The sequence below is a fragment of the Polynucleobacter sp. MG-Unter2-18 genome (assembly GCF_018687675.1).
Lineage (GTDB): Bacteria > Pseudomonadota > Gammaproteobacteria > Burkholderiales > Burkholderiaceae > Polynucleobacter.
Map to the genome: position 1 here is coordinate 1,019,577 of NZ_CP061302.1, position 13,315 is coordinate 1,032,891.

Below are 13,315 nucleotides of genomic sequence, written 5' to 3' on the forward strand. Positions count from 1 at the left end.
TATTTCTTTTAAGCTAGTTGAAGCAAAGCGCCCTCCAACTCCGAGTTATTGATAGTCTTTCGCAAATTGCTGAGGATGATTGGAACGCCCTGCTATCCCCGGAAGCAGGCCCATTTCTAAAGTATGCATTTCTCAATACATTAGAAGTAAGCAAATGTGTAGGTGGTAATACTGGATGGCAAGTTGCGCACTTGCTCGTTGAGGACTCTGATTCAAGACTGCTGGGTGCCATGCCACTTTATCTAAAGCAACACTCCTATGGAGAGTTTGTTTTTGACTGGGCTTGGGCTCAAGCCTACGAGCAAAACGGCATGCCTTACTATCCCAAGGCATTGTCTGCTATCCCCTTTACTCCAGTACGCGGGCCTAGACTACTCGTAGCGCAAACATCTGATAAGAGCGCAGTACAACAGACTTTAGTTGCTGGATTAAAGACACTGGTTGGTCAAAACGCACTCTCTTCTGCCCATGTCCTCTTTCCTGAGAGTGGTGAGTTATTAGAGCTAGAGAAGCAAGGATTTATGTTGCGTAACTCGGTACAGTTTCATTGGCAGAATACGGGTTACCAAGATTTTGAACAGTTTCTTGCAGATCTCACAATGAAACGTCGAAAAAATATTCGGCGGGAGCGTGCATCTGTAGCCATGCACAAAATCAGCTATCGACATATTCCAGGAGCGCAAGCCAGTAAAGACGATTGGGCATTCTTTTATCGCTGCTATGAAAATACGTATATCGAGCATCGCTCTTCTCCTTATTTAACGGAAGAATGTATCCAAACTCTTGGAAGGGATATGCCTGAGAATTTTCATCTCATCATTGCCATTCAGGATGAGAGGCCAATCGCCTCATCGTTGCTGGTAGTCGATCGTCCGAATTCAAAAGCATACGGACGTTATTGGGGTGCAGTCGAGCATATCCCCTGCCTACATTTTGAATTGGCTTATTACCAAGCAATTGAGTATTGCATTGAGGAAGGTATCAAGATATTTGAAGGTGGCGCTCAAGGCGAACATAAGATGGCTAGAGGTTTTTTACCAACCACTCTGCAATCAGCGCATTGGATAACAGATGCCGGCTTTTCCAATGCAGTGAAGCGTTTTTTAGAGCGTGAATGTGAAGGAATGGCAGCCTATGTTGATGAGCTCGAGCAACGCATTCCTTTGAAATCGTCTAAAGTACAGCCATGACCGAATCCAATAACAACGCACCAGAACAAGCTGGAGCCAATTCTTTAGCTGTTGGTGATGATAGCTCTGACTCCCCTTGCATTGGGGTCTGCACCACGCTTTACGATGATGTCTGCCAAGGCTGTGGTCGCACCCTAGGTGAAGTCAGTAATTGGGTCTTCTTCAGCCAAGAAGAAAAGGATGCCGTATGGAAACGCATTCGTACAGAGGGCACTGCAATGCGCTTCCAACGTCAAATTAAGTAAGTATTTAACCAGCCAAAGCTTGGCTGCGTAAGTACTCTTCGTAGGTTCCTGAGTAGTCAGCAATCGTTCCATCCATCTTCACTTCTAGAATGCGATTAGCTAACGCTGAGACAAACTCACGATCATGAGATACGAAAATTAAAGTGCCTTCGTATTTCTCAAGGGCAATTTGCAAACTCTCGATCGATTCCATATCCATGTGGTTAGTTGGCTCATCCATTGCAAGCACGTTGTGCTTTTGTAGCATCAACTTACCCCAAATCATGCGACCCTTTTCGCCGCCAGACAGCACTTTGACAGACTTACCGATGTCATCGCCAGAAAATAAGAGGCGACCTAAGGTGCCACGAATGACCTGATCATCGTCACCAGTATTACGCCATTCATTCATCCAATCCATGAGCAATTCGTCTTTTGCGAACATCTCGGTATTGTCCTGAGGCATGACACCAACGTTAGCATTCTCCGCCCACTTCACATCACCGCTATCTGCTGAAATCCCACTAAAGCGTTTGCTAAGAATAGTCTTCAGCAGCGTTGTCTTGCCAGCGCCATTCTGACCAATGATGGCAATCTTTTCACCAGCGCGGATGCCGATCTTGAAGTTCTTAAAAATAGGACGGTCATATGCTTTGGAGAGCGCATTACACTCAACCGCCATATTGTGCAACTTCTTCTCAGAATCAAAACGAATAAATGGGTTCTGACGCGAAGAAGGTTTTATTTCAACAATCTCAATTTTCTCTAATTGCTTTTGACGTGAAGTAGCCTGACGCGCCTTCGATGCATTTGCAGAGAATCGGGCCACGAAAGCTGCTAATTCAGCAATCTTTTCCTTAGCCTTATCGTTGGAGCTTAGCTGTTGTGCGCGAGCCTGAACAGAGGCCAACATGTAGGAGTCATAGTTACCTGGATAAACTTTCAGAGTGCCGAAGTCCATATCCGCCATATGCGTGCATACCTCATTGAGGAAGTGGCGATCATGGGAAATGATGACAATCGTGCTCTTAATTTGGTTCAGAATATCTTCAAGCCAATGGATAGAGTGAATATCCAAGTTATTGGTTGGCTCATCCAGTAGCAATACATCTGGATCAGAGAACAAGGCTTGCGCCAACAATACGCGCAATTTCCAGCCCGGAGCCACGGCACTCATCGGTCCATTGTGTTGCTCAATCGGAATACCAATTCCCAATAACAACTCCCCTGCTTTAGCTTCCGCCGTGTAACCACCATACTCTGCATAACTGCCCTCGAGTTCAGCAGCCTTCATGTAATCTTCGTCAGTGGCATCGGGGTTTGCATAGATCGCATCACGCTCTGCAGCTGCTTTCCACATTTCTTCATGGCCCATCATCACCACGTCGAGTACGCGCTGATCTTCGTAAGCGAATTGGTCTTGGCGCAATTTACCCAAGCGAATGCCAGGATCGAGACTCACATTTCCGCTGGTTGGCTCTAGCTCGCCACCCAAAATTTTCATGAAAGTGGATTTACCGCAACCGTTGGCGCCAATGAGGCCATAGCGATTACCGCCACCAAACTTAACGGAAATGTTTTCAAACAGGGGTTTTGCCCCAAACTGCATAGTGATATTAGATGCGGACAGCACGGATGTATTCTTACTTTCTGATAGGTCAATTCGAGGATGCGGATGTAGCCAATGCATCAAAGAGCATTATTTTAACGGCTTGCGGCTAAAAAAGCCGTAAATTAGACTTTCAGCTTAAATGGCGTGAAATCAGTATGAATATCGTAGTGATCCTGATTTTCCTTACGCTTGAGAAAACCAATCACCCAATAGGTTAAAGGGGTTGCTAGAACCTCCCAGGCAGTCTTTAGGACGTATTGAGATGCAGCGACAGCCAAGACCTCATTTATAGGCCACAGCCCGTAAAAAGCCAGCATATAGAACAGTGAAGAGTCGACCAACTCTCCGCAAGCGGTAGAGCCAATAGTGCGCATCCACAGATGGCGCCCTTGGGTCAGGATCTTCATTTTTGCCAGGGTGTAGCTATTGACGAAACTACCGCAGCAAAAAGCAATCATGGAGGCAAGTGCTACCCGCCAAGAATTGCCAAATACCGTCTCCATACCCTGCTGGTAGTTAGCCATGTACGAGCCTGGGGCGACAGGCAAAGCAATCACTAGTTGGGCCATGATCGCTGCAAAGGCAAGTGCTGCAAACCCTGCCCAAACTGCACGGCGATCGTAAGCGTAGCCATAAACCTCAGTCAATATATCGCCAAAGAAATAGGCGATTGGGAAAAAGAGGATTCCAGCTCCGAAGGTGACGTTACCAAAATAAGGTAAATCTAACGTTGCGGCCTTGCCGGCACCAATAAAATTGGAGCATAACAAGACCACCACAAAGGCAGCCAATATCAGGTCGTAGTAGCGATGGTGACGTCTAGGTGCGTCCATATGTCTAGAAAAATGGATAATAGGACAAAAGAATATCCGCATTCTTAAAAATTGACAGAACGCTGATTAAACCACCCCTATAGGATCATTAAGAACCATGAGTAAAGCTAGTTTTAATTGGGCCGACCCCCTTCTCCTTGATACGCAACTGACAGAAGATGAGCGCATGGTACGTGATGCTGCTGCTGAGTATGCACAAGGTCGTTTAATGCCGCGTATTCATGATGCCTATCGCAATGAAACTACTGATCCCGCCATCTTTCGCGAAATGGGTGAATTAGGACTACTGGGCATCACCATTCCCGAACAGTACGGTGGTGCAAATCTGAATTACGTTTCCTATGGATTGATTGCCCGTGAAATTGAGCGCGTCGATTCAGGCTACCGTTCTATGATGAGCGTGCAGTCTTCTCTAGTCATGGTGCCGATTAATGAATTTGGTAGCGAAGCACAAAAACAAAAATATTTACCCAAGTTAGCCACTGGCGAATGGATTGGTTGCTTTGGCTTGACTGAGCCTAACTATGGCTCTGATGCGGGCGGCATGATCACCAGGGCCAAAAAAGTTCCCGGCGGTTTCTCTTTAACTGGCTCTAAGATGTGGATATCCAATTCCCCCATCGCGGATGTATTTGTTGTCTGGGCTAAAAATGATGAGGGCTTGATTAGAGGCTTCATTCTAGAAAAAGGCATGAAGGGTTTATCAGCACCTAAGATCAGCGGCAAGATGGGTCTACGCGCCTCCATTACTGGTGAAATCGTGATGGATGAGGTCTTTGTTCCAGCCGAAAATGAATTCCCAGAAATTACCGGCCTTAAGGGTCCATTTACCTGCTTGAACTCTGCCAGATATGGCATTGCCTGGGGCACGCTTGGGGCTGCTGAGTGGTGCTGGTACGCAGCGCGTCAATACACTATGGATCGCAAGCAATTTGATCGCCCTCTTGCAGCAAATCAGCTGGTGCAAAAGAAGCTGGCCGATATGCAAACCGAAATTACCTTGGCACTACAAGGTTGCCTACGTTTAGGTCGTATGAAAGATGAAGGCATTGCCGCACCAGAAATCACTTCCATCATGAAGCGTAATTCCTGCGGTAAATCACTAGATGTAGCTCGTTTAGCCAGAGACATGCACGGTGGTAACGGCATCTCTGACGAGTATGGCGTAGTGCGCCATATGCTCAATCTAGAGGTAGTCAATACTTACGAAGGTACGCATGATATTCACGCCCTCATCTTGGGTCGTGCACAAACTGGAATCCAGGCTTTTAGTTAAAGCCCAAGCTTGGTGATGAGGTCTTTTGCTGTTTTCGCAAAGGCTTCATCGCTGTCATTCTCAAGCTGCACAAAATGCTCTTCGCGATAGCTCGGAAAGTTACGAACAATTGAGGATTGGTAAGATGGGTCGTAATGCATCACCAGTAACTCTTCTACCAAGCTCTCAAAATCTCCTGCATCGATGGCCTCATGCCATTTAGCAATCTGCTCCTTGCCGTACCGAGATGTCAGCAAGCTCAGCTTTTCTTTAAAGCTTTCAGGATTAGATAAGAAATGCTCATACTCTCGTAACAACCACGAGACTCGCGTATGAGTGCTCGAGCGAAGCTCAATACATTGCCCACCTCGAATGCGCTCCATCAGGGGATCTGGAATATGCACACCCCCTACCTTTTTACTTTCTGACTCAACAAATACTATCTTGGATGGATCTAAAGAATTCAATGCATTCCATAGGTTTGTCTCAAAGCCTTTTTGTGAAGGCTGCTCTATATTGGGCTCATTACCCAACACCGATCCACGGTGAATAGCCAAACCTTCCAGATCTAGGATCTGTTGCCCAAGTAAACCAATTTCTTGGAGGATGCGCGTCTTACCGCTTCCTGTCATGCCAGCAATCACCTGAAAAGAAAAATCTTTAGCAGCTTGGTCGAGATCATTAATCACAACACGTCGGAAGCCTTGATAACCACTTTGTAATTGCAGGGCTTTCCAACCAATACGATTGAGGATATGAGTAAAGGCACCACTTCGTTCGCCACCACGCCAGCAATAAATTAAAGGGCGCCATTCTCGCGGAAAATCAATCAGGGAGCTTTCTAAATGATTGGCAATATTGCGAGAGACATAAGCAGCACCGAGTTTCTTAGCAACAAATGGCGAGGCTTGCTTGTACAGCGTTCCAATCTCAATACGCTCTTCATTACTCAGGACCGGAAGATTGATTGCGCCAGGAATATGGTCTAAGGCAAACTCCGCTGGCGTCCTTACGTCAATTATGACATCAAACTCAGGTAAAGAGGATGCCAGCTTTTCAATACTGAGAATATGCGAGTTACTAGGTTGCAAAAAGATATCCTATTGCAGCTTAGAGATCACATGATCTGGCCAAGGTGAGGATTTACCCGTCTTAAGATCGACCCACACCATAGTGGCGCCACCAACAGCAGCCATCGTTTCTGGCGCTGTAGTTAAAGCCATCGTAGTGTAAACATCCAAACTGGAGCGGCCAATATTACCAATATAGGTTTTTAAAATGAGTTCACCTGGATAAGTGAGTTGTTGATGGAAGTTACAAAATCCATTAATCATCAACATAGATTCGTCACCGGGAGCAACGCTATATCCGAGCGATGTAATCCACTCTACCCTAGCCTGCTCCATGTAGCGAAAGTACACCGTGTTATTGACATGTCCAAATGCGTCCATGTCACCCCAACGAATCGGCATACACATCTCATGCACAAACTTTTTCTCTTCTGGGATCTCAATGCGCATGAATAATGGCTAAATAATCAATGAAGCTTCAGCGAACCTGTAATGCCATGTGATACAAATTGGTAGAGCGAGCGCCAGAACGACAAAAGGCCAAAATTGGGCCCGGCATTGTCTTTAATAAGCGTGCCATCTCCACTACTTGATCCGGCGTAAAAGCACCTGGAATTACGGGCAAAAAGGCGTAGTTCAAACCTAAAGCTTCGGCTTGTGCCTGAATTTGCGCATTCGTAGGTTGGTCAGGACCACCTTCAAAATCTGGACGATTATTGATTACGCTTTTGTAACCTTGTTTAACAATCTCAGCTAAATGGCCTGGATCAATTTGACCTAGGGTACCGAATTGGTCAGTATGGCAAGCTATGGGAAGGCTCATCTAAACCTCAAAAAATAATAAGAATTTAAAGACTAATAACTTAGATTCTAAATCAGACTTACTTTTTGTGACCCGTAAAGAAGCGGTTGCAGATCGCCATACCAGCTAACATTGCCAATATAAAGACGAAAGCCTTAAGGTGACCAGCCCCCAGAGCAACAATTGCAGGCCCTGGGCAGAAACCAGCGATACCCCAACCCGCACCAAAAATAAGGCTGCCAATGATCAGGGGCTTCGAAATATCTCTACGAGTGGGAATATGTAGCGCACCACCGAAAAAAGCTTCGGAGCGCTTGGAGACCAAATAAAAACCAGCGAGGCCCACCAGGATTGCGCCGCCCATCACAAAGATGAGGGATGGGTCCCAGTTACCAGCCAGATCAAGAAAATTCAGAATCTTTTTCGGGTTGCTCATACCGGAAATGATCAGGCCAATTCCGAACAACACGCCAATTAAATATTGGCTAATAAAACTGAAATGTCTTCTCATGATTTATAGGCCCAACACATGACGAATGACAAAGACTATTAAAAATCCAGCACTCATGAAAGACACCGTAGCAACTAAAGATCTTGGTGAAAGACGCGACAGACCACAAACACCATGACCACTAGTGCAACCGGAACCATAGTTGGCACCAAAACCGACTAGTACACCCGCAATAATGATGGTGATCCAATCGGCATCAATTACAGTAATTGTATGAAGACCAAAAAATAGGCTCGCCAAAATTGGCGCGCTCAATAAACCCAAAGCGAGACTTAAGCGCCATTGAATATCACCATCTTTAGGCGATAGTAGCCCAGAAACAATCCCACTGATACCTAAGATACGACCATGGAGAATGACATATAAGGCAGCTGCGAGGCCCAACAAAATTCCGCCAAGAAACGCGGGGACAGGAGAAAAAGCAAGCCAATCTATCTGCATATCGTTTAGCCTAATTTATCAATTAACTGCAGGGATTAGGTGCGTTGCGTGTTTCTAAATAAAGCAGGGCTAGGTAGGCACCGAAGATAAATCCTGGCAAGGCAAGCAATGATCCGATTGCCAATGTGGAGATACCACTCAAGCCTTGGCCAACAGTACAGCCAAGTGCTGTAACTCCGCCGAACCCCATTAAAGATGCGCCAATTAAATGGTTGGCTGTATCTTCAGTATCGCGAAAACTCTCCCAACGAAATGACTTAGTCAAAATAGAAATGCAGGCTGATCCAGAAATCATTCCCATGACAGCAGCAATGCCAACGGTAATCACCTTTGAGGTATCGCTATACATCATCAACCAATCTAAGGAAAAGGCATAAGGCGCTACAAACGAGAGACTCTCCATGCGACCAGAGTTAGTCACCAAGAAAACTTCTTCCAAGGTATTAGGATCCTCAGCAACAAAGCCCAAGTTGCCTGATATCCACCACACAGCGCAAATAGCCAGGCCAACAAAAGTTCCGGCAAATAGGTTTTCAGCCGTCCAGAATACTTTACTTGCAAGTGCATATGCAATGAAGGCAAATCCCACCACCAAACCTAAAGCTAGGTGTAAGTTGTTGCGAGCTATGCCAGTCATTGGAGCTAAGATACTTGGCAAATCTTGAGATGTATTTAGGGCAATGAATACGGAATCTAGAGTGTTAACACGAATTACACCCAAAAATCCTTTCATCGTCATATAAGCAGAAAGTCCAAGGACGATAAATACGATGATGGACTTCAGATTGCCGCCGCCAATACGAACAAGAGTCTTGCTGCCGCAGCCAGATGAAAGCACCATACCAGAACCAAATAGCGTACTACCTACTATTGAAGATAGCCATAAAAACCTATTGCCGGTATACATGCTCTTTAAGGGATCAATAAGCCCCAAGTAAGACATTAAAGCAAAACCAATAATCGCCACGCCGATGGCCAGAAACCATTGCTTTAGACGACCCCAGCTAGACATAATAAAAATATCCGAGACTGCACCCATGCTACAGAAACCTGTTTTTTGCATCACTGCACCCAACAGGAAAGTCACTCCAAAAGTAGCAAATAAAACTGATTTGCTAAGAGAAGAAATATCTACCGCATCCATAAAAAATCTTTACTGAAATTATTTAAATTTATAAAACTGCTTATTGAGAAAGGCTGTGACATCAGCCTCATCCTCAGGGAAAAGATCAAGACGTAATTCTGTATTACACCTAGCAACCATCGTCCTTAGGTTTTGAAGATTTTTAACCTTGCTATCACTGCGGGTGTAGATCATGTCACCATTGCCAAAACCAGATTTTTTAGCATGGCAGGCATAGCATTTCTCTTGGTCAATTTTTTTGCCGTTTGCAAGGTCCGGCGCAGCATAGACAGATAAATGCAGGCCGAACATGGCAGCGAATACAAATATAAGCTTAATCAGTGGTAATTTCATTTGAAATCAGTCATTTAGCAAAGTAATCGGCTATTTTAAAGCCCAGATGACAAAAATGCCTTATTCCGCCTGAATTGATAGATATACGTTGTATGCATTCATGCGGTTTGCAGCCCTAAACAAGGGCATTCCTTCATATTCTGACCAGTCAGCCTGCCGATAAGCCTCCTCAAAGGGGTCCATATCGACGGCCGCCCTAGCCATCGATTGGCGCAAATATCGTAAATACTCCCGTGTAAAACGGATATCTTCAATGGGATTAATCGAGTGCGCACCGTGGCCGGGAATCACAATACTGGGATTGAGTGATTCAATCTCATTCAAGGCCTGCAACCAGCCCTTGCTATCAGCGTTACCAACAAAGGGAATACGACCCCGAAAAACCAAATCACCTGCAAAGAGGACTTTTTCAGATGGTATATAAATAATTAAGTCTTCAGGCGCATGAGCTGGACCCACCCTACCAATCTTAAAGTTCACACCACCAACTGTGAGTGCGTAACTCTGATCTATCCAGACATCTGCTGATATTAAGTTGGTCGAGGAATTTACCCAAGGGGCAAAGTCAGTTCGTGATGCGATGAGACGTTGCCGAGCCGTCTCCGAAGAGATGTAACTCCTCCCCTCCCCTTGAGCATAAATTTTTGCACCAAGCTTCTTAAACTCTTGGAGACCGTAAACATGATCTGCATGGTAGTGAGTAACGATGACAGCGACAATTTTTTGAGGAGTAATTTTTTTAATTTCAGCAATCAGCTTCTTGGCAAGGACTGGTGATCCTAATGCATCAACCACCACCACGCCTTTAGGGGTAATCACAAACCCTGCATTAGAAATAAAGTTTTGATTTTTACTGCTGCCCATCTCCGGCAAGCCTTGTACGAAATACGTATGTGGCGCTACTTGAATAGGTCTAAGGATTAAATCATCGGATGCGTGAGTAGGAGTTGCAGATATAAATAGCAAGACCAAAAAAAGTGAAAGCACTCGGAGTACATCTGAGCGCAATTCAAAATACGACCACTGCATAGCTTAAGGCTTTATGTAAGCGAAATGATTTTGATACTGAAGATCGGCAACACGAACAACTCCCGATGGGGTGAAGTCTGTATCTAGAATGAATTGATCCTTCTTCAGATTGCGGTTCTTTAGCGTAATCTCGCAGACTTCAAATCGAACGCCACGTGACTTCAGTGCACCAACCAAGGGGGCGTATTCAATTCCATTCTTATGATCTTTTGCACCTTCCATCATGATGTCGACGCCATTGGCATGGGTAACAACAATGACTTTAGTCTTCGGGGATACATCCAAATGATTGCGTATATTACGCAGACCTTTAATGCCCTGAGACTCAGCATCATCAATGTGATAAACCACCTCAGTGGGCCCTGCAGCATAAGCTCCGCCAACAAACAGGGTAAAAGTAACTGCGAGGCACTGAAGTAATTTTTTCATTATTGATCTCGGATTAATAGTATTAAAGTGAAACCATTCCAGGATTATTTTTTACACCCTTAATGATCGGCTCGTTGAGCTTCACAGCCTTAACTACCTTCACATCACGCAAATGGCGTTCCATTACATCCCAAATTGCTTCACCACCAGCATTCTTAGCATCTTCGCTAACTGGCGCCCAGCCAGCAACCTTATATGTCTTGCTAGGATCAATATCCTTGCCATTTAAACGCATATCGCTAATCCGCTTGCCAGCAGATGCCGCCGGATCAATGGTGTATTGCATACCACCCACACGAACCATGTCACCACCCTGCTGGTAATACGGATCAGGGTTAAATAAATTGTCTGCCACATCTTCCAAAATAGTCTTGATAGTTTCACCAGTCATATTGGTAACTGTGGTGTAAGGATAGGTAATGGCGGTTTGATCTAACAAGTTCTCACGGGTAATAGCTTGCCCTGGCAATAAGCTGGTACCCCAACGGAAGCCTGGAGAGAAAGCAATCTCCGCGTTCTTCTGAGCCATCAATCCGTCCAAAATTAACTGGTCGAAACTGCCATTGAAATTACCACGGCGATACAACAGACCATCTGTAGTTGCTAGTTTTTCATTCAACTTCGCTTCATATGGGGCTCGTACTTTAGCGATCAGCTTGTTCATCGCAGGATCAGCCGGAATCATATTCGAGAAAATTGGGAAAAGCTTGTAGCGAAAATCTACTGGCTTGCCACCTTTGACATCAAAATCGAGTACGCCCAAGAATTTACTATTGGAACCTGCATTGGTAACTAAAGTCACCCCATTCGAGTTCTTGACCTTGACTGGAGTTGGAACACCATCATGCGTATGGCCACCCATAATCGCATCTAAGCCTGTAACACGGGATGCCATCTTTAAATCAACGTCCATACCGTTATGGGATAGCAACACAACTACTTTTGCACCCTTGGCCTTTACTTCATTAATGGTCTTCTGAAGATTTTCTTCCTGAATACCAAATGTCCAGTCTGGTGTGAAGTAACGTGGATTAGCAATTGGGGTGTAAGGGAAGGCCTGGCCAATCACGGCAACTTGAATACCGTTCTGCACCTTCATGACATAAGGATTAAAGACCGAGTCACCAAAGTCTGCGGTCTTAATGTTTTGAGCGATAAAAGAAACCTTGCCTTTGAAATCGCCATTCACAATTTCCATGACGCGTTTCTCGCCTAGGGTCATTTCCCAGTGGGGAGTCATGACATCAACACCTAACAGCAAGGCCGCATCAACCATATCTTGACCATTGGTCCAGAGAGATGTACCTGATCCCTGCCAAGTATCACCACCATCTAATAACAGCGCACCAGGACGACTTGTTTTAATTTGCTTAATCAGAGTTGCCATATGAGCGAAGCCACCCATCTTGCCGTAGTTTTGTGCAGCTGCAACGTAATCAAGATAAGTAAAGGCATGCGCATCTCGCGTCCCTGGCTTAATACCGTTTGCCTTTAAAAAATATTCGCCGACTAAATGAGGTGTCTTGCCCTCTTGCGAGCCAATACCGAGATTGACATTAGGCTCACGGAAATAGATTGGCAATAACTGGGCATGGCAATCCGTGAAATGCAGAAAATGTACATTCCCGAACTTCGGTAAATCATAGAATTTTTGAGCTGTAGTCTGCGCATTAGCAAAATTCGATTGCAAACTCATTCCACCAGCAGAGGCGATAGCCAATGCTTGCAAAAATTCGCGTCGATTTAATGACATAGTAATTCCCTTAAGAAAACAGGCCTTGCGGCCTGTTTAAATGTGTTATTTGTTCACAGGTGATTCTGGGTCAAGCAGCAGAGCCATGACGTCCTGTATTTGCTTCTCATTTAATAACTTGAAGTGGGCAAAGCGCGGCATATTGCTGCATGCGTTATACGCCTTGGAGTTATTAATTCGGTTCCAGGTATAAGTAACAACCTCTGGAGAATATCCACGCATTTTTCCATATCCAGTTAAGGATGGGCCGATGTTCCCATAAGAAATTTCTTTGGGGTCAATTTGATGGCAGTTATAACAACCACCACCAACTGGGGCATCAGCCTTATCAGACCACGTAGCTCCACGACCGCTTTGTGCAATTCTTTCACCACTCTTCCAGTCGCCTATATATTTTCCATCAGACGGCTGCTTGATAGTATCCATATTGATCTTCTGGATTTTCTCGCGCATAGATTGACCCTGCTTGCTATCGGCAAACTTAGGATCTGAGCAGAACTTTTGTGTTGCATCTTGGTCGATGCGATCCAATCCAGCAATACCTTCTGCGCGGAAGCTATCTTGAATCATCTTATTAAATTTTGGATCATTTTTTTGTTGAGCAAGAGCAGGAGTCTGCACTAAACCAGCAGCAAAAATAAATCCAGTGGCAGCTAAGAGTTGTTTTAAGTGTGTAATTTTCATATTCA

16 protein-coding genes are annotated in these 13,315 nt (G+C 45.0%); 3 read left to right on the forward strand and 13 right to left on the reverse strand.

The window, feature by feature from the left end:
* Nucleotides 1-17: 17 nt before the first annotated feature.
* Together C2759_RS05390 and C2759_RS05395 are read left to right on the forward strand one after the other, a co-directional pair.
* Complete coding sequence (locus C2759_RS05390) at nucleotides 18-1,190, forward strand: GNAT family N-acetyltransferase (RefSeq protein WP_215353672.1); 1,173 nt, start codon at nucleotides 18-20, stop codon at nucleotides 1,188-1,190.
* Complete coding sequence (locus C2759_RS05395; protein WP_215353674.1) at nucleotides 1,187-1,435, forward strand: DUF1289 domain-containing protein; 249 nt, start codon at nucleotides 1,187-1,189, stop codon at nucleotides 1,433-1,435. Before C2759_RS05390 ends, C2759_RS05395 begins: the two co-directional genes overlap by 4 nt.
* A gap of 4 nt (nucleotides 1,436-1,439) precedes the next feature.
* Here the strand turns inward: C2759_RS05395 and C2759_RS05400 are convergent, their stop codons facing one another.
* Both C2759_RS05400 and C2759_RS05405 read right to left on the reverse strand, forming a co-directional pair.
* Nucleotides 1,440-3,047, reverse strand: a complete 1,608-nt coding sequence (locus C2759_RS05400; protein ID WP_215327195.1) for an ABC-F family ATPase — start codon at nucleotides 3,045-3,047, stop codon at nucleotides 1,440-1,442.
* A 101-nt stretch (nucleotides 3,048-3,148) separates the two neighbouring features.
* On the reverse strand, nucleotides 3,149-3,859 hold the full coding sequence (locus tag C2759_RS05405) for a queuosine precursor transporter (RefSeq protein ID WP_215353676.1): 711 nt from the start codon (nucleotides 3,857-3,859) through the stop codon (nucleotides 3,149-3,151).
* Between the two features lie 97 nt (nucleotides 3,860-3,956).
* Here C2759_RS05405 and C2759_RS05410 point away from each other — a divergent pair, with 97 nt between their 5' ends.
* Nucleotides 3,957-5,135, forward strand: a complete 1,179-nt coding sequence (locus C2759_RS05410) for an acyl-CoA dehydrogenase (RefSeq protein ID WP_215353678.1) — start codon at nucleotides 3,957-3,959, stop codon at nucleotides 5,133-5,135.
* Here C2759_RS05410 and mnmH read toward each other — a convergent pair.
* From mnmH to soxX, 11 genes are read right to left on the reverse strand one after another with little or no spacing between them, the layout of a single operon-like run.
* Nucleotides 5,132-6,205, reverse strand: a complete 1,074-nt coding sequence (gene mnmH, locus C2759_RS05415; RefSeq protein WP_215353680.1) for a tRNA 2-selenouridine(34) synthase MnmH — start codon at nucleotides 6,203-6,205, stop codon at nucleotides 5,132-5,134. The two genes, C2759_RS05410 and mnmH, sit on opposite strands and share 4 nt — an antisense overlap.
* Nucleotides 6,206-6,214: 9 nt before the next feature.
* Entirely contained in the window at nucleotides 6,215-6,634 is a 420-nt protein-coding gene (locus tag C2759_RS05420) for a thioesterase family protein (RefSeq protein ID WP_215353682.1), read from the reverse strand.
* Between the two features lie 28 nt (nucleotides 6,635-6,662).
* A complete protein-coding gene (locus tag C2759_RS05425; RefSeq protein WP_215353684.1) occupies nucleotides 6,663-7,007 on the reverse strand; it encodes a TIGR01244 family sulfur transferase in 345 nt (114 codons plus the stop codon).
* 58 nt (nucleotides 7,008-7,065) lie between these two features.
* A complete protein-coding gene (locus tag C2759_RS05430; RefSeq protein ID WP_215353685.1) occupies nucleotides 7,066-7,497 on the reverse strand; it encodes a DUF6691 family protein in 432 nt (143 codons plus the stop codon).
* Nucleotides 7,498-7,500: 3 nt separating this feature from the next.
* Entirely contained in the window at nucleotides 7,501-7,938 is a 438-nt protein-coding gene (locus C2759_RS05435) for a YeeE/YedE family protein (protein ID WP_215353686.1), read from the reverse strand.
* Nucleotides 7,939-7,960: 22 nt separating this feature from the next.
* On the reverse strand, nucleotides 7,961-9,082 hold the full coding sequence (locus C2759_RS05440) for a YeeE/YedE family protein (RefSeq protein WP_215353688.1): 1,122 nt from the start codon (nucleotides 9,080-9,082) through the stop codon (nucleotides 7,961-7,963).
* A gap of 18 nt (nucleotides 9,083-9,100) precedes the next feature.
* Nucleotides 9,101-9,415 carry a hypothetical protein gene (locus C2759_RS05445; protein ID WP_215353690.1) on the reverse strand — a complete coding sequence of 105 codons (315 nt, stop codon included), beginning with the start codon at nucleotides 9,413-9,415 and terminating at the stop codon, nucleotides 9,101-9,103.
* A gap of 60 nt (nucleotides 9,416-9,475) precedes the next feature.
* Nucleotides 9,476-10,444 carry an MBL fold metallo-hydrolase gene (locus C2759_RS05450; RefSeq protein WP_215353692.1) on the reverse strand — a complete coding sequence of 323 codons (969 nt, stop codon included), beginning with the start codon at nucleotides 10,442-10,444 and terminating at the stop codon, nucleotides 9,476-9,478.
* Between the two features lie 3 nt (nucleotides 10,445-10,447).
* Nucleotides 10,448-10,873: a DsrE family protein gene (locus C2759_RS05455; RefSeq protein WP_215353693.1), complete on the reverse strand. Its 426-nt coding sequence runs from the start codon at nucleotides 10,871-10,873 to the stop codon at nucleotides 10,448-10,450.
* A gap of 22 nt (nucleotides 10,874-10,895) precedes the next feature.
* Nucleotides 10,896-12,626 (reverse strand): thiosulfohydrolase SoxB, encoded by a 1,731-nt coding sequence (soxB, locus tag C2759_RS05460; RefSeq protein ID WP_215353695.1) that lies wholly within the window; start codon nucleotides 12,624-12,626, stop codon nucleotides 10,896-10,898.
* 45 nt (nucleotides 12,627-12,671) lie between these two features.
* Nucleotides 12,672-13,310 carry a sulfur oxidation c-type cytochrome SoxX gene (gene soxX, locus C2759_RS05465; RefSeq protein WP_215353697.1) on the reverse strand — a complete coding sequence of 213 codons (639 nt, stop codon included), beginning with the start codon at nucleotides 13,308-13,310 and terminating at the stop codon, nucleotides 12,672-12,674.
* Nucleotides 13,311-13,315: the final 5 nt, after the last annotated feature.